Here is a 20,141-nt window from a genome sequence, read left to right on the forward strand (position 1 = left end):
CAAGCGGCCGGCGCCGCGGCTTCCGCGGCGCCGGCCGGTCAGGCTACTTGTTTTCCTTGGTCTGGCCCATGATCTCCTGCGCGGTGAAATTGATGCCGCAGGTTGGGAAGGAATTGCCGACGAAGAAATTGTCGGACTGGTCGGGGAAGAAGTCCTGGCCCGCCTTGAAGTTCGGATCCTCGACGATTGCAAGCGGCAGCTTGACCGACTGCGGCACGACATTGCCTTCGAGGGCTGCGATCGCCGTCTTGATGGCGACCGCAACCTGCGCCGGGCCGGTGCCGGCCGAAGAGCATTTCAGCCCATCGCCAGCGTGCGCCGCGCAGAATTTGCGGAAGCCGTTTTCCGTCTCGCCGCCGAACGGCACGAACGGATGCTTGGCATCGATCATCGCCTGCACGATGCCGGTGTCGCCGCCCTGCCCGGTAATGCCATCGAACGGCCCGCTGGTGGCGATTGCGTCGGCGGTGGCCTTTTGCGCCACGCCGTCGTCCCACTTGCCGACGACCTCGGTGACATCCCACTTCTTGCCGGACCCGTCGAGCACCTCGTGGATGCCGTTGTGGCGGTCGGTATCGACGGAGGTACCGGCGACGCCGCGCACCTCGAGCACCTTGCCGCCATTCGGCACATGCGAGACCAGCCACTTGCCCCACAATTCGCCGAGGCCCTTCTGGTCGACATTGACGTTGATGGCGTCCTTGGTGTCGAGGATGTTGTCGAAGGCGACCAGAACGACGCCGGCTTCCTTGGCGCGCTTGATGACCGGCCCGAACGCGGTCGGGTTCTGAGCGTTGACGACGATCGCGTCAAAGCCGGAATCGATGAAGTTGTTGATCGCCGAGATCTGCGCCGGCACGTCTTCGCCGGTCGATACGACCTTGAATTCCTTAAGCTTCTTGGCGACGTCCGGCTGCGCGGCATAGGCCTTGGCGGTCTGGATCATCTGGATGCGCCAAGTATTGGCGATATAGCCGTTGGCGAGCGCGATGCGATATGGCCCGTCCTTCTTCGGAAATTTGAAGAACTGTGTGTCGGCCGCCCATGGCGCGAAGCAGTCAGGTTCGGCCGACGGGCCCTTGACGATCTCCGGATCGGCAATCGCCGACGAACTCAACATGACAAATGCAGTGGCGGCAATGACGCCGCCAACGAGTGACTTGATCATCGGTATTCCTCCCAATTGCAGTTCTGCTTGTTGATGAAGTCCAGGCATTGTCGGCTGGCACCCTCCGCCATCCCGATGCGCCTTCCGAGGTGACTTGCTCCGTCCCTCTTACGCTCCCCCTCTTGCCCCTCCAGGCGGGTCACAAAACTATCATATTATACATAATAAACAAGCGTGAGGTGTTGCTTATGTATAATAAACAGCCTTGTCATTACGCCTGGATAACTCAGCAAAAGATGTGGTAGCGCTACCACAAATGGCTGTAAACCGGCATTCGCACAGTCGCCTCTGCGTGTTTCAACGCGCGGTGCTCTCGCGGCGTATGAGCTCGAAACCGAGGTCGACAACCCGCTGCTGCGGCCGCTGTCCCGCGATCGCCGCGAGCGCCATGGCCACCGCCTGGCGTCCGATTTCGTAGCGATGCGTGCGAACGCTGGTGACCGACGGGAATGCCGCCTGCATCATATCGAGGTCGTTGAAGCCGACGATGCCGATGGTCTCCGGCACGGCGATCGCCGCGCGGTGGCATTCGAACAGAACGCCAAGCGCGATATCGTCATTGTTGCAGAAGACGCCGTCGAGCGACGGCATTTTGGCCAGCGCGTCGCGCAAAAGCTCGCGGCCGAGCGTCACGCTCGACAGCAGCGGCGTGGTGGTGATCAGCCGGGGATCGAACAGCCCGGCCGCCTGCATGGCTGCGCGATAGCCGGCAAGGCGCCGCTGCGAGCGCGGATCCATGCGCGCGCCGATGAAGCCGATCCGCCGGTAGCCCGTTTCGATCAGGTGCTCGGTAGCCGTACGGCCGCCGTCGAAATGCGAGAAGCCGACCAGCATGTCGACCGGATCGGGTCCGGTTTCCATCACTTGCACCACCGGGCAGCCGGTCGTCTCGAGCAGCTTTCGCGACAGCGGCGTCTGGTCGATCCCGGCCACGATCAGCGCCGCCGGCCGCTGCAGGGCAAACACCTGTAGCAGCCGCTCTTCCTCCAGGCCCGAGTAATGCGTGTTGCCGAGCTGAATGCGGAACGGGCTGTCCGACAAGCTGTCGTAGATGCCGCGCACCACTTCGGCAAAGACGTTGTTGGTCAGCGACGGCACCAGCACGCCGAAGACCTCGGCGCGCGCCGAGGCCAGGGCCCGCGCGTTGGGATCAGGCACATAGCCGAGCTCGTCTACGGCAGCCTGGATCTGCCGGCGCAGATCTTCCGAAACCCGCCCCGGCTCGCGCAGAGCGCGGGACACGGTGATGGCGCCGACACCGGCCTTGCGCGCGACGTCGGCAATGGTCGGGCGGCCGCCGCCGCGGCGCGATCGCGGCCTCGTCACAGCTTTGCCCCTGCTATCATCGCGCCACCCGGCCCGTTTTGCTACGATCTGGGGTCGCTCACGTCCCCGCCATTGTCAAGCAGCCCGCGGCAGCGGCGCTGAGGCGCATCAAGCCACTGCCGCAGCGCTACGGCTGGCTCTCCACACAAGCAGCAAGATCGCCGCGAGATTCACCAGATTCCAGGCGATGCCGTTAAGGAACGCGACGACGTAGGAACCGGTGAGATCGTACATCCAGCCGGACATCCAGCCGCCGACGGCCATGCCGAAGATGGTCGCCATCAAGACGATGCCGACCCGCTGGCCGGCCTCCTTGGCGGGCATGTAGTCACGCACGATGATCGCATAGCAGGGCACGATGCCGCCCTGCGAGAGGCCGAACACCAGCGAGACCACATAGAGCGAGGCGAGCCCGTCGAACGGGATGTAGAAGAACAGCGACAGGCATTGCAGCACCGAGCCGGCGAGCAGGGTTTTCACCGCCCCGTTGCGGTCGGCGAGGAAACCCGAACCGATGCGGCTGACCACGCCCGCCGCCAGCATGATCGACAGCATGTCGGCGCCGCGCGCGACGCCATAGCCGAGATCCATGCAATAGGCGACGATATGCACCTGCGGCATCGACATCGCCATGCAGCAGCCGAAGCCGGCGACGACCAGCAACATCTGCAGCGCCGCCGGCGACAGCGAGATCGGCTGAACCGGACGGCTGGCGGATGAGCCGGCGGCGGTCTCGCGCGGAGCGCCCCGCCGCAGCATCAGCACCAGCGGCACCATGGTCGCAAGGCAGAACACGCCGATCGCCGCATAGGCGAAACGCCAGCCTTCACCGCGCATAATGTAGGGGATCACGATCGGCCAGACCGCGCCGGCCAGATAGCTGCCGGACGCGGCAGCCGTCACGGCGACTCCGCGGCGACGGTTGAACCAATGCGAGATATCCGCGATCAGCGGCCCGAAAATCGCCGAGGTGCCGAGGCCGATCAACAGCCCCTGGGCAAGGGTGAAGCCGAGGATCGAGTTGCTGAGCGAAGCGAGAAGAAAGCCGGCGGCAAGCGCCACCGCGGAGGCCAGCGCCGGTATCCAGTAACCCAAGCGATCGATGGCGCGCCCGACCAGCACGTTGCCCGCGGCAAAGCCGACCATGGTGGCGGTATAGGGCATCGACGCGGCGGCGCGGTCGACACCGAACTCGGCCTGCACGGCGGGCAGAACCACGACCACCGCCCACATCCCGACACCGCCGATCGTCGCCAGCAGCAAGGAAATGCCAAGCCGCATCCATGCGTAGCCGCTGTCTATGCCGGCGCCAGCCGCCGCGTTTCCAGGGACTGTCGTCACGGCGTTTCCTGTCGACGTTTCTTCGGGATCGGACGATTTTGGCCCACTATTCGGCGCATTTCCCGCGCCGAGCAGCGCCACAACGGACAAATCCGTGGCTCCAGCGGCCGGGAACCGGCCTTGCCGCCCGGAGTTGTGAGCCAAGGAAGGAGTTTCGCCATGACCGCCAGCAAGAAATGGTCGGCCGAGGTCACAGAGCACAGCGACGCACTGGATCTCGAGGCGCACATCTTCGAATCCGACGATGCCAGGAAGATCGCCGCCTCGCTCAAGCGCTCGGCCGAGCACAGCCACCGCCGCAAGGCGGAACCGTTCCGGTCCGCCATGTCGATGCTGAATTTCTACATCAACCGCGCCGGCAGCAACCTGCCGGAATCGCGCAAGCGAGTGCTGGAGAAGGCAAAGGACGAGCTGCGCGTCGCCTTCGGCCGCGAAAAGGAAGATTGACTACCGGGAGCGGATGACATCGTCGGTATTGGCAAGCAGCTTGCGTACCGCATTGCGCGCCGCATCCGGTCGCTGCAGCCGGATATTCCTCTCGATCGCCTCATGCAGCTTCTGGACGTGCTGCAGATCGTCGAGTTCGCGAGTCGTGTAGGTGAAGAGATGATCGAAGGCGGATTCGATCAGAACGCCGAGCGGCACCAGCAGGTCGTTGCCGGAGGCCCTGAGGATGGCGAGGTGGAAGCGCGTGTCGGCGCGGGTGCGCTCCTGCAGGCTGGTCGCTTCGCCCATTTCGCGGCAGGCCTGGCTGATCTCGGCCATCTGCTCGTCGGTGCGCCGCATTGCGGCGAACGCCGTGGCCTCCGGCTCGATGATGTGGCGGAACTCCTGCACCGTCCTCAGGAAGACCTCGCGATCCGGCGACGTCGCGTACCAGGAGAGCACGTCGCGGTCGAGCAGATTCCAGCGCTCCTTCGGCTCGACCCAGCTGCCGATCTTGGGCCGCGACGCCAGAAGGCTCTTGGCCATCAGCATCTTGATCGCCTCGCGCACCGCCGAGCGGCTGACGTCGAAGGTTTCCGACCATTTCGCTTCGTTGGGTAGGATGGTCCCAGGCGGATAGTCGCCGCGCACGATCCTAAGCCCGATTTCGCTGGCCAGAGACGTATGCACGCTGGCGCCCGGGATGCGCGGCGCATTGGACCGGCGAACGCCCGCCGGACGCTCGGTGGATCCCGCTTTCATCGGCCTTTTTTCGTTGTTCGGCTTCGCGTCCCGCATATGTCCAGAAAGTCCGGTTTTCAGAAGCTGTCAAGCACGGCAAGCCAGCTTTGCCGCAACGCGCGAGGATGTGCACAGCTCAACCAGCGTTTGTCTGCCCCCTCACGCGGTCTTGACGTATTTGCGCCAGCTGTGCTCGGGCCGGAAGCCCAGCACGTCGCGCGCCTTGCGGTTCGACAGCAGCGTCTCGTATTCACCCAGCTCGGCCTTGACCGGCACGCCCGGATAGAAACGCTTCAGGAGCTCGGCCGTCGGCAGGTCGGACGAGGTGTCATCATTGGCGGCGTTGAACACCTGATAGCCCAGCCCGTCCTTCTCGATCGCGCGCAGGGTGATCTGGCCGAGGTCGCGGGCGTCGATGTAGCTCCAGGCGATGCGCTTGCGGAAACCCGGATCGGCGAACCATTTCGGGAACAGCGAATATTCATGCGGCTCGATGACGTTGCCGATGCGAAGCGCATAAATGTCGAAACCGCTGCGCAGCGCGAAGGCCCGCGCCGTCTTCTCGTTGACGATCTTCGACAGCGCATAAGAATCCATCGGGTCGACGTCGTAATCCTCGTCGAGCGGAAAATGCGTGGGATTGCGCGGCTCGTTGGCGAAGACCAGGCCGTAGGTCGTCTCGCTGGAAGCGATGATCACCTTGCGGATGCCGAGCTTCACCGCCGCCTCGATGACATTGTAGGTGCCCATCGCATTGATGCGGAACACCTCGTTGTCGGGCGTGATCATGATGCGCGGGATAGCGGCAAAATGCACGACGGCGTCGACCGGCTGCGCCCGCAACGACGGGTCGAACTCGTGCAGCCCCGCATAGCTCGACAGCGCGTTGAACACCTGGCCGCTGTCGGTGATGTCGGTGATCAAAGTTCGCACCTTCGGGTTGTCGAGCGGCTTGGTGTCGATGTTGAGCACCTGGCAGCCATGCTCGACCAGATACTGGACGACGTGACGGCCGGCCTTGCCACTACCGCCGGTGAACATGATCCGCTTCGTCATTTTGCTCTCCACATTGCTTGGAAATTATGTGTATTGTCAGACAATATGGTGTTGCGCAATCGCCTGCCAACCGCGATCTGCGAAAACCTCTCCAGCAATCGCCCGCCGGGCCGGTCGCGCCGGCCCATCATCAGGAAAAGACAGGGACGAAACGACATGACCACCACCGCTGCCCACGAAAACATCGGTTTCATCGGTCTCGGCCTGATGGGGCACGGCATCGCCAAGAACATCGTCGACAAGGGCTATCCGCTCACCTTCCTCGGCCGCAAGAACCGCAAGCCGGCGGACGACCTGCTCGGCCGCGGCGCCAAGGAGGCATCGACATCTCGCGAGGTGGCAGCCGCCTCCGACATCGTCTTCATCTGCGTCACCGGCTCGCGGGAGGTGGAGGCGATCATTCGCGGCCCCGGTGGACTGAAGGAAGGTCTCAAGAAGGGTTCCGTGGTCGTCGATTGCTCCACGTCCGACCCGACATCCACCGTGGCCTTGGCCGCCGAACTCAAGGCTCTTGGCGTCGACTATGTCGACGCTCCGCTCAGCCGCACCCCGAAGGAGGCCTGGGAAGGCACGCTCGACGCCATGGTCGGCGCGCCGGACCCGGTTTTCGTCCGGTTGAAGCCGGTGATCGAAACCTGGGCCGGCCGCATCGTCCATATCGGCGACACCGGCGACGGCCACCGCATGAAGCTGCTCAACAACTTCATTTCGCTGGGCTATGCCGCGATCTACTCCGAAGCCCTCGCGCTCGCGCAGAAGGTCGGTATCTCGCCGCCGCGCTTCGACAGCGTGATCCGCAACGGCCGCATGGATTGCGGCTTCTATCAAACCTTCATGCGCTGGACTTTGGATGGCGACCGCGACGCGCACAAGTTCTCGATCGCCAACGCTTTCAAGGATTTGACCTATCTGGAATCGATGGCCGGCGCGGCCGGCATTGCCAACCCGCTGGGCAATGCCACCAAGAACTCGTTCGCGACCGCCTTCGCCGCGGGGCCGGCCGACCAGTATGTGCCGATGCTGGCCACGCATATCGGCAAGCTCAACGGCGTCGACCTGATGCCGTCGAAGGATGGCGTGAAGCAGAAGATCTGACGGCCACCGGCGCGAACTCCCTCTCAGCGCCGCGACAGCTCGATCACCTCGTCGGTATTGGCGAGCAGCTTGTGCACCGCGTTCCTGGCGGCGGCCGGGCGCTGCAGGCGGATGTTTCGCTCGATCGCCTCGTGCAGGGACTGGGCCCGCCGCTGGTCGCTGTGCTCGCGCGTGACGAAGACGAAGAGATGGTCGAGCGCCGATTCGATCAGCACGCCGAGCGGCACCAGGAGCTCGTTGCCGGAAGCGCGCAGGATGGCGAGATGGAACCGGGTGTCGGCGCGCGTGCGCTCTTGGAAATGCACTGCCTCTCCCATCTCGCGGCAGGCCCGGCTGATCTCGACCATCTGCTCGTCGGAACGCCGCGTCGCCGCGAAGGCGGCCGCTTCCGGTTCGATGATGTGGCGGAACTCCTGCACCGTCTTCAGGAACACCTCACGGTCAGGCGAGGTCGCGTACCAGGCGAGCACGTCCCGGTCGAGCAGGTTCCAGCGCTCCCTTGGCTCGACCCAGCTGCCGATCTTGGGGCGGGACGCGAGCAGGCTCTTGGCCATCAGCATCTTGATGGCTTCGCGCACCGCCGAGCGGCTGACATTGAAGGTTTCCGACCATTTGGCTTCGTTGGGCAGGACGGTTCCCGGCGGATAGTCGCCGCGCACGATCCTGAGGCCGATCTCGCCGGCCAGCGAAGCATGCACGCTGAGGCCCGCGATCCGCGTCGCCTCTGGCCTGCGGATCGTGGCCGGCTGCGCTGGCTTGGCTGAGCGCTTCCCTGATTTTTCCCGTGGCATCCGCGTTCCGGTGCCTCCTGCTGCAGGCTCCAAGACGCCCGCAAAACTCTGCCGGACAGAGAATTTTTGGCGCGCAAAAAACATTGGCCTGCCGCCTCGGCAAGGCCGCGTCCATATCCGGGCGAAAGGTGGAGGGGCGCCCTTCGAAGGGCGCCCCGGGATCGAAGCCTACTTCTGGATGCAGGTGTCGACCGTGTCCTTGGTGCATTCGTCGAGGCCGGTGAAGACCGGATCGTCGACCTTCTTGCCTTCGATCAGGTCGATCATCACCGAAGGTGCCTTGTAGCCCATTTCGAACGGCCGCTGACCGACCAGCGCGGTCACCAGGCCGTCCCTGGCGATCGCCACCTCGTCGCCGATCGTGTCGGCGGCGCCGATGACGAATTCATTCTTGGCGATCTTGTCGGCCATCGGCTTGAACAGGTCGCGATAGGGCTGCGGAGCGCCGAAGAGTGGCCAGCCACCCATGATGCCGAAGGCGTCGAGCTTCGGATTGGCGGCGAGGATGTCCGTCATCGCCTGCACGCCCTTGGCGCCGTCGTCGTTGGTGAACACCGGGCAGCCGGCCACCTCGGTCCAGCCGCCTTCGCCGGCAAGCGCCGACAGGCCATCCTTGCCCGACAACGCATCGCGCATGCCCTGCGCGCGGCGCAGGATGTTGTCGGCGGCCGGATTGCCTTCGATGGTGCAGATCGTGCCACCATTCGGCTTGGCCTTCTTGATGTATTCGCCGATGCGCTTGCCCATCAGATAGTTGTCGGTGCCGAGATAGGTCTTGCGAAGCGCAGCATCTTCCTTCGCAAGGTCGGCGTCGACGGTCATGATCGGGATCGACGGATTGGCGCTCTTGATTGTCTGGGCAATCAGCGGCGCGTTGGACGGCGAGATCGCCATCGCCACCGTGTCCGGCTTGCTCAGCATATCCTGCACGATCTGGGCTTCGCCGGCCTCGTCCGAGGTCGATGCCGGACCGGTGTAGAAGCATTCATATTCCGAGCTGGCGTTTTCCTTGTTCCACTTCTCGCAGCCCTGGTGGATGGCTTCGAAGAACGGGTTGTCGAGACCCTTTACGACAATGACGAGCTGTTTCTTGGCCAAAGCCGGCCCGGCGCCCAACGCCATGGCGGCGACGGCGGCGAGCAAAAGTGATTTCCTCATATCAGTCCTCCCTTGAAACAGACGGACACCACGTGCCCGCCACACCAATCGGCCCGGATGCAAGCAACACGGGAATCGCCTCAAACGTCCGTGTTCTAAAGCCGGGCCGATAAGCATTTGCCGATCCGTTCCAGGTCCGATGAACACTGGCGTTGCCGGATCAAATCTCCTGCCCACCGCATCAGCCGAACGGCGATTTGCGCGGGCAGGTTCTTCCTCCGACGCTAGCTAATATCGGCTCGCCGCTGTCGTCAATTCCTATTTGTCCTACAAAACGGATTTTTTGTCGAGTTTCGAAATTAATCGCCCAGCAGTTGATTGACGCCCACGCGGGCTTTCGCCTAAATGCATCGATTGCACCCGCTCGGGAGAAGTTGGAGGTGCGAGGCCCATGCGGCGCCGGCATCGACGGCGAAGTGGTCGCAGGGCGAAGAATGGGGAGGCTTAAGGCTGGTGTCGGTTCTCGAACTCGCCAACATTTCGAAGCATTTCGGCGCCATCCATGCGGTGAACGACGTTTCGTTCACGCTGGAGGCCGGACAGGTCGTCGGCCTGATGGGCGACAACGGAGCCGGCAAATCGACGCTGGTCAAGATGATCGCCGGGAACTTCCGTCCCAGCCATGGCACTATGCACATGGACGGAAAGGAGCTCATCCTGCACAAGCCGGCGGAAGCCCGCCAGCACGGCATCGAGATTGTCCACCAAGACCTCGCGCTCTGCAACAATCTGACGGCCGCCGCCAATGTCTATCTCGGCCGCGAGCTGCGCCGCGGCGTCGGTCCGTTCCGCATCCTCGACTATGCCGCCATGTACAAGCGCGCCGGCCAGCTCTTTGCGGAACTGAAGTCCGAGACCCGCCCGCGTGACCTCGTCAAGCAGATGTCGGGCGGCCAGCGCCAGGCGGTGGCGATCGCCCGCACCATGCTGTCGCAGGCCAAGATCGTGCTGATGGACGAGCCAACGGCGGCGATCTCGGTCAGGCAGGTCGCCGAAGTGCTCAACCTGATCCGCCATTTGCGCGACCAGGGCATCGCGGTGGTGCTGATCAGCCACCGCATGCCGGACGTCTTCGACGTCGCCGACCGCGTCATCGTCATGCGGCGCGGCAGGAAGGTCGCCGACAAGAAGATCGCCGCGAGTTCGCCAGAGGAAGTCACAGGGCTTATCACTGGCGCCATCGAACAGGTGGCATGATAACGCCGAAACCGACGACGCAAGCGCGTCTCACCGCCGGCAGGAAAGGTCGATAATGGCAGTTACCCTTGACCAGACGATCGCCCAGAAGCAGCACAGCTTCGTGTCGCGCGTGCTGTCCAGCCAAACCTTCTGGGTGGTGATCGCGGTCATCCTCGCCTGTCTGTTCCTGTCCGTCGCCACGGATGCCTTCGCCACGCAGAAGAACCTCTACAACATCACCCGCAACATCACCTTTGTCGCCATCGTGGCGCTCGGCATGACCTTCGTCATCATCACCGGCGGCATCGACCTTTCGGTCGGCTCGGTGCTCTGCCTGTGCTCGATGGTCCTCGCCGTCACCATGCATGCCGGCTATTCGATCGAGGTCGGCATCCTGGCCACGATCATCACCGCGCTCGCCATCGGCGCTTTTAACGGTGTGCTTATCGCCTATCTCGATTTTCCGCCTTTCGTGGTCACGCTCGGCATGCTCTCGGTCGCCCGCAGCCTCGCCATGGTCGCCTCCAACAACACCGTCGTCTTCCAGTTCGGGCCCGACCACGACAAGTTGCTGGCGCTGGGCGGCGGCGCCTGGGTGTTCGGCATCGCCAATCCGGTGCTCTACATGATCCTTCTGGCGCTGATCACCGGCTTCATCCTGCGTTGGACCAAGTTCGGCAGGCACATCTTCGCCATTGGCGGCAACGAGCATGCGGCGACGCTGACCGGCGTTCCGGTGCGCCAGATCAAGGTCGCGGTCTACATGATCTCGGCGCTGTCGGCGGGTCTCGCCGGCATCATCCAGACCGGTTGGCTGGGCGCCGTCACCACCAATATCGGCACCGGCATGGAATTGCAGGTGATCGCCGCCACCGTCATCGGCGGCGCCAATCTCGCCGGCGGCGTCGGCACCGCCTTCGGCGCCATCGTCGGCGCTGCCCTCATCGAGGTGATCCGCAACAGTCTCGGCCTGCTCGGCATCAACGCCTTCTGGCAGGGCACCTTCATCGGCGGCGCCATCCTGCTGGCCGTGCTGTTCGACCGCATCCGCAACTTCCGGCGCAGCGACTGACGTCCCTATCGTTCAGTCTGAAAATCGGCCCGGGCTGGCGATGCGAAGCGGCCGTCGTCCCCCCATGCCTTGACGCAAGCCGGACGTCGGTCGCACAATCCCCGAGCAGGCGAAGGGAGGCCAGTCGCCTGCGGGAGGAACTATACCCATGACGGACGCGATCAGGCTCTATTGGGGCCGGTTCGGACATGTCTCTGTGCTGAATGTCGCCAACGACTTCGTCACCCATGCCCATGGCGAGGCGCATCTCATCATCTGGCTGGAAGGCACGGCCGGCGAAATGACCATCGGCCGCGAAACGGTGCGGCTGGGACCGGACACCGCCGCCGGCATCAATTCCTTTCAACCGCACAGCCACGCGCTTTCCCACGACGGCAGGCCCGGCCTTTTCCTCGCCTTCTACATCGATCCGGACTGGGCGCGCCGACGCCGCGACCTGCCGGCTTCGGCGCCGCTGTTCGCGCAAGCCGCAATCACGCTGGAGCCGTGGCTGCACCAGGCGGCGGCGAACCTGCTCGATCATCTGACCGACAATGAGAGCATCGACGACGTCGCCAATTACGAGATCGAGCGCTTCATCGACAGCATGCTCGACGCGGCCGATGCCTCGGCGCCGCAGATAGCGCGCACCCGCATCAACACGATGCTGGACTTCCGTGTCCGCAAGGCGATCCAGCTGATGAAGGCCAATGTCTGCGAGCGCATCTCTTTCGACGACGTGGCCCGTTCCGTCGGCCTGTCGAGGCCGCATTTCTTCGCCTTGTTCAAGGAACAGACCAACCTGACGCCGAACGTCTACTGGAACACGCTGCGCATGGAGGAAGCCGTGCGCCAGCTGCAATGGTCGCAAGAGCCGCTGATCTCTGTCGCCTGCAGTCTCGGCTTCACCACCCAGGGCAATTTCTCGCGCTTCTTCCGCGACCATGTCGGCGTGCCGCCGACGCTCTACCGCGAAGCGGCGCGCGCGATGTCCTGAGCTAACTGGCCGAAAAATCGCCTATTTTCAGACTGCCTGAGCGGCCTTTGGCCGCTCTTTTTCAGACTGATTGATAGGCGCGCAAGACGCTTTGATAAGCGCAACCCGGCCCGCCGCCCTAGCCTCCTTCCCATCTTTGCGAGGGAACGAGTTCATGGCGAAAGTCACCATTTCCAGCGTCATCGACGCGCCGGTCGAACAGGTCTGGTCGCGCATCCGCGACTTCAACGGACTGCCGAACTGGCATCCGCGCATGGTTGAAAGCCACATCGAGGACGGCAAGGACGCCACCACGATCGGCTGCGTGCGCAACTTCACGCTGGTCAGCGGCGCGCGGCTGCGTGAAAAGCTGCTCGACTTCTCCGACAAGAATTTCCTGGTCAGCTACGCGATCCTCGAGACCCCGCAGCCGATCACCAACCACAAGGCGACGCTGCAGTTGCGGCGCATCACCGACGGCAACCGCACTTATGCCGAATGGAGCGCGAGCTTCGACGCCGCACCCGAGGAAGCCGACAAGCTGGCCGAGGGCATGGGCGCCAACGTCTTCCAGGGCGGCTTCAATGCCCTGAAGAGCCATTTCGCGGGCCAGGGCTAAGGGAGCGTGCCATGTCGCTTGCGCTCCAGACCTTCTCGACGGTGAAGGACGCCAATGCGGCCTTGCAGGCGTCCGGCACCCGGTACCTTGGCGGCGGCACGCTGGTCGTTCGCGCCGCCAATGAAGGCGACGTCTCGGTCTCCAGCCTCGTGCGCGTCACCGAGCCTTCGCTGTCGGCGGTCAGCGTTTCCGGCGGCAAGGCCCGGCTTGGCGCTTCCGTCACGATGGCTGCGATTACGCGCCATCCCGAGCTTGCCGCTCTGGCGCCTGCCGCCCGCGCCGTCGGCGGTCCGGCGATCCGCAACATGGCGACCGTCGGCGGCAATCTGTTTGCCCCTGCCCCCTACGGCGATTTCGCGGTGGCGCTGCTGGCATTGAACGCCACCGTGGCCGTCGAGGACGGCGAAATGCCGGTCGAGACTTTCCTGGCTGGCCGTGACACCAGCCGCGCCGTCGTCACCGCCGTCAGCCTTTCGTTGCCCGAGGCAGAAAGCTTCCGCTTCCTCAAAGTGTCGCGGGTCAAACCGAAAGGGGTCTCGGTGCTGAGCATCGCGGCGCTCTTGCAGCGCACGGCCGACGGCACCGTGACCTCCGCGCGCATCGCGCATGGCTGCATGGCCGATCGGTCGATGCGGGCCAAGGCCGCGGAGAAGGCGCTGCTCGGCTGCAAGCTCACGCCCGAGGAGATCGCGCCGGCACTGGCCGTGGCAGGCGAGGACATCACGCCGATCACCGACCCGATCGCCAGCGCCTGGTATCGCGCGGAAGTGCTGCCGGTCCATCTCGGGCGACTGCTGCTGAGCTAACGCTTGTCGCCCCAAAGTGCGCAGCGGTATTGGGACAACGGCAAGCACGAAATTAAGTCCGTGGGGGACGCGCGTCTGTCCGATTCATCCGGGCAGGAGCGCAGGGAGGAAAAGATGGCAAAGGTACCTGTCCAATTCACGCTCAACGGCTCCGAAAAGGCCGAATTCATCGAGAGCGGCACAACGCTGCTCCACGCGCTGCGCGACAAGATCGGCGACACCTCGCCAAAAGGCGGCTGCCACCAGGGCACTTGCGGCGCCTGCTCGGTCATCATCGACGGCGAGTTGAGGCTGTCCTGCCTGACATTGGCCGAGACCTGCGACGGCGCCGACATCAGGACCACCGCCGGCCTTGCCGAAGGCGGCGTGCTGCATCCGCTGCAGCGGGCCTTTCTCGATGCCTTCGCCACGCAATGCGGCTTCTGTACGCCGGGCATGATCATGGCCGCCAAGGCGCTGCTCGACCGCACACCGAACCCAAGCCGCGAGGAGGTGGTCGAGGCGCTGTCCGGCAATATCTGCCGCTGCACCGGCTACGAGCCGATCATCCAGGCGGTGCTCACCGCCGCGCGCGCCGACTCGCAGAATGCCGCCTGAGGAACAGCCATGGAACTGCGCAAGGATTATTTCGCCGATGTCCGCAAGGACGGCCTGCACGAGATCGGCCAGCCGCGGCCGCGGCTCGATTCCCCCGGACATGTCACCGGCAAGACCGCCTATTTCGCCGACCGCATTCTTCCCGGCATGTTGCATCTGAAGATGGTGCGCAGCCCGCACCATCATGCCCGCATCCGCTCCATCGATACATCCGAGGCGGAGAAGCATCCGGGCGTCGTCAAGGTGCTGACGGCCAAGGACGTGCCGCACAACGTCTACACCATCCTGATCCTGATCCAGATCGGCCCCGAGGACGAGACCGTGCTCGCCGACGGCAAGGTGCGCTGGAAGGGCGAGGCGGTGGCGGCGGTGCTGGCCGAGACCGAGCGCGCGGCGCAGGAAGCCGCCGCGAAGGTCAAGGTCGACTACGAGGTGCTGCCGGCCGTCTTCGACATGGAAGAAGCGCTGAAGCCCGGCGCGCCCCTCGTCAACGAATATCACGGTCAGAACTACTATCTCTATGACAGCGGCGAATGCCGCAAGGTGCGCTTCGGCGATGTCGACGCCGGTTTTGCCGAGGCCGACCATATCCTCGAGCAAACCTACCAGTCCTCGCCGATCGAGCATGCGCCGACCGAGACGACCGGCTGCGTGGTGGCGCCCGAGGGCAACGACCGCTTCACCTGCTACACCAACACGCAGGCGATGTTCTTCACTCTCGACAACGCCTCGATCATTCTGCAGATGCCGGGCTCGAAGCTGCACTTCGTCGGCGGCACGGTCGGCGGCGGTTTCGGCGGCAAGGTCGACGTCATCGTCGAGCCGATCGCCATCCTCGCCGCCAAGCTAACCGGCCGCCCGGTCTCCTTCATCTACAGCCGTGAGGAGGAGATGCAGATTTCGTCACCCCGTGCGGCCGAGAAGGTCGTCATCAAGGACGGCGTCATGAAGGATGGCCGCATCGTTGCGCGAAAAGTGACCGGCTACACCGACGCCGGCGCCTATTCGCGCCATTCGCCCTACGGCGCGCAGAAGGGTGCTGCGCACTATCCCGGGCCCTACACGATCCCGAATGTCTGGATCGACACCTACTGCGTCTACACCAACCGCACCCCCTCCTCCGCCATGCGCGGCTTCGGCGTGACCATCGGCGACTTCGCGCTTGAGGTGCAGATGGACAAGCTGGCGCGGCTGATCGGCATGGACCCGCTCGAATTCCGCTTCATCAACGCCTATCGCGACGGCGATATGAAGGCGCATCGCCAGCCAACCGAGGGTGCGGCGCTGATCGAGTGCATGCAGGAAGCCTCGCGCGCCGCCAACTGGCCGGTGGCGGACAAATACATGGCCATGTCCTCCTACAGGAAGGGAGCCTGAGATGGCGATACGGCGCGGACGCGGCGTCGCCGCGATCAACTATCCGACCGGCATGAATCTCGGCGGCGACCCGACCCAGGCGCTGGTTCATTCGACGCCGACCGGCAACTTCATGGTGACGCTCTCCAGCGTCGATCTCGGCCAGGGCATGAAGCAGATCATGGCGCAGATCTGCGCCGAGACGATCGGCGTGCCGACCGACCGCGTCATCATCGACACCGCCGACACCGACACCGGCCCGCACTGCATGGGCACTTTCGCCTCGCGCGGCACGCACCGGGCCGGCAACGCCGTCATCCAGGCGGCCAAGGAAGCCCGCCAGGTGATGCTGGAAGTGGCGGCCGAAGAGCTGGAAGTTAACGCCTCGGACCTTGAGACCGACGGCCAGGGCAACATATTGGTCAAGGGCGCGCCGCAGAAATCGATCTCGATCTTCGACGTCGCCCTGTCGGCGCATTTCAAGCGCGGCCGCTCGATCTCCGGTCGCGGCATGTTCTTGATCCCGCGCTCCTATCCCGAAAAGGAAACCGGCGCGATGAAGCCCTCGACCTGCTATGCCCATGCCTGCACGGTGGCCGAGGTGGAGGTCGACGACGAAACCGGCGAAGTGACGGTGCTTAGCGTCAAGAACGTCTTCGAGATCGGCCGCGCGCTCAACCCGAAAATGGTCGAGCAGCAGCTCGTCGGCGGCTCCTGGATGGGCATCAGCCATGCGCTCTATGAGACGACGGAGCCCTATTATCCGAACCGAGATCATGGCGGCACCGACTTCAACCAATATCTGATGCCGGGTCCGGGCGATCTCGCCGAGACCGAGATCATCGTGCTGGAGCGGCCGTCGGCCGACGGCCCCTTCGGCGCCAAAGGCCCGGGCGAGATGTGCGCCAACCCGCAGATCCCGGCCGTCGCCAATGCCGTCTTCGACGCGGTCGGCGTGCGTATCGACACGTTGCCGATCACGCCCGAACGCATCCTGCGCGCGCTGAAGGCGCAAGCCGCGGGCTGAGTGCAAGATGACCGGCGCCAACGCAGAGCAGATCGCGGCTTCGCCGGAAGCGGTGGCCGCGCGCCTCGCCGCTTCGCGTTACCTGGCGGACGACAGCCTTGCGACCGCGATCTTCCTGGCAATCCGCTTGGGCAAGCCGCTGCTGCTCGAAGGCGCGCCCGGCGTCGGCAAGACCGAGGCGGCGAAGGCGGTGGGCGAACTGCTCGGCCGCGAGTTGGTGCGGCTGCAATGCTACGAAGGCATCGACGCCGCGCACGCGCTCTATGAGTGGAACTACCAGCGGCAGCTTCTCGCCATCCGCCACGCCGGCGAGCACGAGATCGACATCTATGACGATCGTTTCCTGATCGCGCGACCGCTGCTGCAGGTGCTGCGCGCGCCGGAGCAGCGCGTGCTTCTGGTCGACGAGATCGACCGGTCCGACCATGAGTTCGACGCACTGCTGCTCGAATTCCTCTCCGACTTCCAGATCAGCATCCCGGAACGCGGCACCATCCGCGCCGCAACGCAGCCGATCGTCATCCTGACCTCCAACCGCACGCGCGAACTCGCAGAGGCACTGCGCCGGCGCTGCGTCTACCACTGGATCGGCTATCCCGATGCCGCGCGCGAGGCCGAGATCATCATGCTGCGGGCTGGCGATGTTGCCGAGGCGACGGCGCGCGCGGTGGCGAGCGCCGTGCAGCAGATCCGCGCCCGCCCACTGGCCAAGCCGCCAGGCATTGCCGAAGCCGTCGAATGGGCAAACGCCGCAACCGTCCTGGAAAAGGGCGGCAGCCCGTGGCCGCAAGCCTTCCGCCGCGCCATCGGGGTGCTGATCAAGGACGAGGAGGATTTGTCCACAATTGCACCGGAGATCGGACAGATAGTCGAGGAGGCGATGGGGTGAGCCGCGACCTTGATAACACCTTCTCCCCGTTCACGGGGAGAAGGTGCCCCGAAGGGGCGGATGAGGGGCAGCGCCACACTGGGCAAAAGGTGGCGCCGCCCTGCCTGCCGGCATCCTCTCCCCGTAAACGGCATCGCATATGGCGGCGCCAGCCCCCCACTCCGGCCGCTGCGCGGCCACCTCTCCCCCAAGTTCATGGGGGAGAGGAACCCAAGCTTTTCAAGGCCGCGACCTTCGCGGTTGGCGTTTCCTCTCCCCCACGAATGTGGGGGAGAGGTGGCTCGGCGAAGCCGAGACGGAATGGGGGAGCGCCATATGCGATTGCCCTGCCGTAAACGGGGAGAGGAAAGCTTGCCTCGCGCCGCAGCGCCGTTCTTCGGCTTCGCCCGGTTGCTGCGCCGTCACGCCTTCCCCATCGCGCCGGAACAGGTGACCAGCTTCATGCAGGCGGTAGCCCTGCTCGGGCCGCGCTCGATGAACGACATTCGCGAGGCGGCGCTTGCGACGCTGGCGCCCTCGCCCGATCGCCGCGGTGAATTCGAGGCGCATTTCCGTGCCCATTTCTACGGCGACGCCAAGCCATCGATCGAAGGCGAAGAGGAGGACGAAACCCGCGTCAAGGACGATCGTGGCACGCACGAGGAGGAAAATCAGATCGTTCGCCAGGAGAAAGGTGGCGAGCTGTCCTCGGCGCTCGAGCAACTGAGCCGCCGCGATTTCCAGCGCGACACCGATGGCCTCGCCTCGTTCCGCCGCAGGCTTGCTTCTGCACTGCCAGCCCGCCGCTCCTTCCGCACCATGCGCGCCCACTCGCGCGGCACGCTCGACCTGCGCCGCTCGCTCAGCGAAATCGTCAGCGCCGACGGCGACATCCCCGCGCCGCTGCTGCGCCGTCGCCAGACCGTGCCGCGCAAGCTGCTTTTGCTGATCGATGTCTCCGGCTCGATGAAGCTGCACACCGCAGATTACCTGAGGCTGGCGCACGCGGCGGTGCAGGGCGCAGGCCGAGCCGAAGTCTTCACCTTCGGCACGCGGCTCACCCGCATTACCTCGGCTTTGCGCATCCGCGATCGCGATCAGGCGCTGGCTCGTGCGGCAGTGCTGGTCGACGACTGGGATGGCGGCACCCGCATGGGGCCGACATTGCTCGCTCTTCTTTCCGTGCCGCGCTTTTCCGCCTTCGCGCGCGGCGCGGCGGTGGTGATCCTGTCGGACGCGCTGGAGCGCGGCGACCATTCCGACCTCGAAACCGCGATGCGCCGGCTCAGCGCCCGCGCCTTCCGGCTGTCGCTGGCGACGCCGCTCGCCGGCGACCCGCGCTTCCGACCGGAAACGGCTGCGCTTCGCGCTATCCTGCCGGCGCTCGACGATCTGGTCGATGGCTCGTCGTCAACGAGCCTCTCCGACTTCATCCTGTCGCTCGCCCGCCCCGCTCCAGCGGCCGAGACCATCTGGAAAAGGGTATCGTGATGCAGAAGGCGATCGACGCGCACTTCCACATCTGGCGCCAACGGGACCAGCCCTGGCTGGTCGGGCCGATGGTGCCGCGCATCTTCGGCCCTTACGAGCCGATCCGGCGCGACTATCCAATCGGGGAATTCCTCGAAGACCAGAAGGGCTCCGGCGTCGAGAAGGCCATCTATGTCCAGACCAACTGGGCCAAGGAGGATTTTGAGAAGGAGGTCGCCTTCCTGCAGAAGACCGCGGAGGAGACCGGCTGGCCGCATGCGATCGTCGGCTATGCCGACATGAGCGTCGACGACGTCCGGCCGCAGATCGACCGGCTGATGAAATACAGGCTGCTGCGCGGCGTGCGCATGCAGCTCCACTGGCACGAGACGCCGGCCTTCCGCTTCGCCGCATCAGCCGATCAGGTGATCGACCCCAAGGTGCGCGCCAACGTGGCGCGGCTGAAGGATTACGGCCTCTCCTTCGACCTGCAGCTTTTTCCGGCGCAGATGAAGGACGGGCTGACTTTGGTAGGAGAAAATCCCGAGACCAATTTCATCCTCACCCATGCCGGCATGCTGACCGGCATGGAGCCCGAAATCACCGAAGCCTGGAAGGCAGGCCTTCGCACGCTGTCGGCGGCGCCCAATTTCTACGCCAAACTCTCCGGGCTCGGCACTTTCGTCCATCGCAATGACCCCGAGTTGACTGCCTACATCGTCGACAACGCGATCGATATCCTCGGCAGTGCCCGGCTGATGTTCGGCTCGAATTTCCCGATCGAGAAGCTGTGGACCAGCCATGCCGAACTGATCAAGGCGCATCGGGCGGCTGTGGCCAGGCATGGCTCGAAGGCTGAGGCGGATATTTTCTGGAATACCGCCGAGGAGGTTTACCGGCCAGTGTAGAGGGTGGTCCCTTCTCCACTTGCGGGAGAAGGTGGATCGGCGCGCAGCGCCGAGACGGATGAGCGACTATCTGAGGTGTCAAGTTGCATTTGCGAACTCGCTGCGCGCGTCGCGTGCTTTTGCATTGAGAATGACGAGCAGCTTGCGGGCGAGCGCGATACGGATGACCATTTTCTCCTTGC

General features: G+C 64.5%; 20 protein-coding genes and 1 pseudogene. 13 read left to right on the forward strand and 8 right to left on the reverse strand.

All coding sequences use genetic code 11. From position 1 onward, the window contains the following. Window positions 1-43: 43 nt before the first annotated feature. From EN853_RS07045 to EN853_RS07055, 3 genes are all read right to left on the reverse strand, one after another. Window positions 44-1,168: a sugar ABC transporter substrate-binding protein gene (locus EN853_RS07045; RefSeq protein ID WP_127858617.1), complete on the reverse strand. Its 1,125-nt coding sequence runs from the start codon at window positions 1,166-1,168 to the stop codon at window positions 44-46. 297 nt (window positions 1,169-1,465) lie between these two features. After that, complete coding sequence (locus EN853_RS07050; protein ID WP_127858616.1) at window positions 1,466-2,494, reverse strand: LacI family DNA-binding transcriptional regulator; 1,029 nt, start codon at window positions 2,492-2,494, stop codon at window positions 1,466-1,468. A 108-nt stretch (window positions 2,495-2,602) separates the two neighbouring features. Next, window positions 2,603-3,775, reverse strand: coding sequence for an MFS transporter (locus EN853_RS07055; RefSeq protein WP_127858843.1), 1,173 nt, complete (start codon window positions 3,773-3,775; stop codon window positions 2,603-2,605). Between the two features lie 219 nt (window positions 3,776-3,994). Between EN853_RS07055 and EN853_RS07060 the strand changes: the two genes are divergently transcribed. Continuing rightward, window positions 3,995-4,282 carry a DUF3175 domain-containing protein gene (locus EN853_RS07060; protein WP_127858615.1) on the forward strand — a complete coding sequence of 96 codons (288 nt, stop codon included), beginning with the start codon at window positions 3,995-3,997 and terminating at the stop codon, window positions 4,280-4,282. On the opposite strand, the gene EN853_RS07065 is transcribed toward EN853_RS07060, so the two are convergent. Both EN853_RS07065 and EN853_RS07070 read right to left on the reverse strand, forming a co-directional pair. After that, entirely contained in the window at window positions 4,283-5,059 is a 777-nt protein-coding gene (locus EN853_RS07065) for a FadR/GntR family transcriptional regulator (protein ID WP_127858614.1), read from the reverse strand. A gap of 102 nt (window positions 5,060-5,161) precedes the next feature. Further along, on the reverse strand, window positions 5,162-6,058 hold the full coding sequence (locus tag EN853_RS07070) for an NAD(P)-dependent oxidoreductase (RefSeq protein ID WP_127858613.1): 897 nt from the start codon (window positions 6,056-6,058) through the stop codon (window positions 5,162-5,164). Window positions 6,059-6,214: 156 nt separating this feature from the next. Here EN853_RS07070 and EN853_RS07075 point away from each other — a divergent pair, with 156 nt between their 5' ends. After that, a complete protein-coding gene (locus EN853_RS07075; RefSeq protein ID WP_127858612.1) occupies window positions 6,215-7,153 on the forward strand; it encodes an NAD(P)-dependent oxidoreductase in 939 nt (312 codons plus the stop codon). 23 nt (window positions 7,154-7,176) lie between these two features. Here EN853_RS07075 and EN853_RS07080 read toward each other — a convergent pair whose 3' ends face one another. Together EN853_RS07080 and EN853_RS07085 are read right to left on the reverse strand one after the other, a co-directional pair. Further along, window positions 7,177-7,944 carry a FadR/GntR family transcriptional regulator gene (locus tag EN853_RS07080; RefSeq protein ID WP_127858611.1) on the reverse strand — a complete coding sequence of 256 codons (768 nt, stop codon included), beginning with the start codon at window positions 7,942-7,944 and terminating at the stop codon, window positions 7,177-7,179. Window positions 7,945-8,112: 168 nt separating this feature from the next. Next, entirely contained in the window at window positions 8,113-9,102 is a 990-nt protein-coding gene (locus EN853_RS07085) for a sugar-binding protein (protein ID WP_127425594.1), read from the reverse strand. Window positions 9,103-9,555: 453 nt separating this feature from the next. On the opposite strand from EN853_RS07085, the gene EN853_RS07090 reads away from it, so the two are divergent. From EN853_RS07090 to EN853_RS07145, 11 genes are all read left to right on the forward strand, one after another. Continuing rightward, window positions 9,556-10,299, forward strand: coding sequence for an ATP-binding cassette domain-containing protein (locus EN853_RS07090; protein ID WP_127858610.1), 744 nt, complete (start codon window positions 9,556-9,558; stop codon window positions 10,297-10,299). A gap of 55 nt (window positions 10,300-10,354) precedes the next feature. Further along, window positions 10,355-11,353: an ABC transporter permease gene (locus EN853_RS07095; protein ID WP_127858609.1), complete on the forward strand. Its 999-nt coding sequence runs from the start codon at window positions 10,355-10,357 to the stop codon at window positions 11,351-11,353. Window positions 11,354-11,501: 148 nt separating this feature from the next. Continuing rightward, window positions 11,502-12,329 carry an AraC family transcriptional regulator gene (locus EN853_RS07100; protein ID WP_127858608.1) on the forward strand — a complete coding sequence of 276 codons (828 nt, stop codon included), beginning with the start codon at window positions 11,502-11,504 and terminating at the stop codon, window positions 12,327-12,329. A gap of 154 nt (window positions 12,330-12,483) precedes the next feature. Next, window positions 12,484-12,927: an SRPBCC family protein gene (locus tag EN853_RS07105; RefSeq protein ID WP_127858607.1), complete on the forward strand. Its 444-nt coding sequence runs from the start codon at window positions 12,484-12,486 to the stop codon at window positions 12,925-12,927. 11 nt (window positions 12,928-12,938) lie between these two features. Beyond that, the gene (locus EN853_RS07110) at window positions 12,939-13,733 is read left to right on the forward strand and encodes an FAD binding domain-containing protein (protein ID WP_127858606.1); all 795 of its coding nucleotides are present in this window, start codon (window positions 12,939-12,941) and stop codon (window positions 13,731-13,733) included. A gap of 114 nt (window positions 13,734-13,847) precedes the next feature. Then, window positions 13,848-14,330, forward strand: a complete 483-nt coding sequence (locus tag EN853_RS07115) for a (2Fe-2S)-binding protein (protein ID WP_127858605.1) — start codon at window positions 13,848-13,850, stop codon at window positions 14,328-14,330. A gap of 9 nt (window positions 14,331-14,339) precedes the next feature. Further along, window positions 14,340-15,707, forward strand: a complete 1,368-nt coding sequence (locus EN853_RS35080; RefSeq protein WP_127858604.1) for a xanthine dehydrogenase family protein molybdopterin-binding subunit — start codon at window positions 14,340-14,342, stop codon at window positions 15,705-15,707. A 1-nt stretch (window position 15,708) separates the two neighbouring features. Continuing rightward, window positions 15,709-16,713 (forward strand): molybdopterin cofactor-binding domain-containing protein, encoded by a 1,005-nt coding sequence (locus tag EN853_RS35085; protein WP_127858603.1) that lies wholly within the window; start codon window positions 15,709-15,711, stop codon window positions 16,711-16,713. Window positions 16,714-16,720: 7 nt separating this feature from the next. Then, window positions 16,721-17,602: a MoxR family ATPase gene (locus EN853_RS07130; RefSeq protein WP_127858602.1), complete on the forward strand. Its 882-nt coding sequence runs from the start codon at window positions 16,721-16,723 to the stop codon at window positions 17,600-17,602. A 315-nt stretch (window positions 17,603-17,917) separates the two neighbouring features. Next, window positions 17,918-19,072: a VWA domain-containing protein gene (locus tag EN853_RS07140; RefSeq protein ID WP_127858601.1), complete on the forward strand. Its 1,155-nt coding sequence runs from the start codon at window positions 17,918-17,920 to the stop codon at window positions 19,070-19,072. Then, on the forward strand, window positions 19,072-19,959 hold the full coding sequence (locus EN853_RS07145) for an amidohydrolase (RefSeq protein WP_167524393.1): 888 nt from the start codon (window positions 19,072-19,074) through the stop codon (window positions 19,957-19,959). Before EN853_RS07140 ends, EN853_RS07145 begins: the two co-directional genes overlap by 1 nt. Before the next feature lie 78 nt (window positions 19,960-20,037). On the opposite strand, the pseudogene EN853_RS35265 reads toward EN853_RS07145, so the two are convergent. Next, a pseudogene (locus EN853_RS35265) lies at window positions 20,038-20,141 on the reverse strand (IS110 family transposase); the annotation flags it as partial.

Source organism: Mesorhizobium sp. M1C.F.Ca.ET.210.01.1.1 (assembly GCF_004791585.1).
Lineage (GTDB): Bacteria > Pseudomonadota > Alphaproteobacteria > Rhizobiales > Rhizobiaceae > Mesorhizobium.

Coding starts and splice junctions, on each gene's coding strand:
- EN853_RS07140 (WP_127858601.1), top strand. CDS start 17,918: ATGCGATTGCCCTGCCGTAAACGGGGAGAGGAAAGCTTGCCTCGCGCC.
- EN853_RS07070 (WP_127858613.1), bottom strand. CDS start 6,058: ATGACGAAGCGGATCATGTTCACCGGCGGTAGTGGCAAGGCCGGCCGT.
- EN853_RS07065 (WP_127858614.1), bottom strand. CDS start 5,059: ATGCGGGACGCGAAGCCGAACAACGAAAAAAGGCCGATGAAAGCGGGA.
- EN853_RS07095 (WP_127858609.1), top strand. CDS start 10,355: ATGGCAGTTACCCTTGACCAGACGATCGCCCAGAAGCAGCACAGCTTC.
- EN853_RS07080 (WP_127858611.1), bottom strand. CDS start 7,944: ATGCCACGGGAAAAATCAGGGAAGCGCTCAGCCAAGCCAGCGCAGCCG.
- EN853_RS07045 (WP_127858617.1), bottom strand. CDS start 1,168: ATGATCAAGTCACTCGTTGGCGGCGTCATTGCCGCCACTGCATTTGTC.
- EN853_RS07055 (WP_127858843.1), bottom strand. CDS start 3,775: ATGCGGCTTGGCATTTCCTTGCTGCTGGCGACGATCGGCGGTGTCGGG.
- EN853_RS07085 (WP_127425594.1), bottom strand. CDS start 9,102: ATGAGGAAATCACTTTTGCTCGCCGCCGTCGCCGCCATGGCGTTGGGC.
- EN853_RS07130 (WP_127858602.1), top strand. CDS start 16,721: ATGACCGGCGCCAACGCAGAGCAGATCGCGGCTTCGCCGGAAGCGGTG.
- EN853_RS07105 (WP_127858607.1), top strand. CDS start 12,484: ATGGCGAAAGTCACCATTTCCAGCGTCATCGACGCGCCGGTCGAACAG.
- EN853_RS07075 (WP_127858612.1), top strand. CDS start 6,215: ATGACCACCACCGCTGCCCACGAAAACATCGGTTTCATCGGTCTCGGC.
- EN853_RS07110 (WP_127858606.1), top strand. CDS start 12,939: ATGTCGCTTGCGCTCCAGACCTTCTCGACGGTGAAGGACGCCAATGCG.
- EN853_RS35080 (WP_127858604.1), top strand. CDS start 14,340: ATGGAACTGCGCAAGGATTATTTCGCCGATGTCCGCAAGGACGGCCTG.
- EN853_RS07115 (WP_127858605.1), top strand. CDS start 13,848: ATGGCAAAGGTACCTGTCCAATTCACGCTCAACGGCTCCGAAAAGGCC.
- EN853_RS07060 (WP_127858615.1), top strand. CDS start 3,995: ATGACCGCCAGCAAGAAATGGTCGGCCGAGGTCACAGAGCACAGCGAC.
- EN853_RS35085 (WP_127858603.1), top strand. CDS start 15,709: ATGGCGATACGGCGCGGACGCGGCGTCGCCGCGATCAACTATCCGACC.
- EN853_RS07100 (WP_127858608.1), top strand. CDS start 11,502: ATGACGGACGCGATCAGGCTCTATTGGGGCCGGTTCGGACATGTCTCT.
- EN853_RS07145 (WP_167524393.1), top strand. CDS start 19,072: ATGCAGAAGGCGATCGACGCGCACTTCCACATCTGGCGCCAACGGGAC.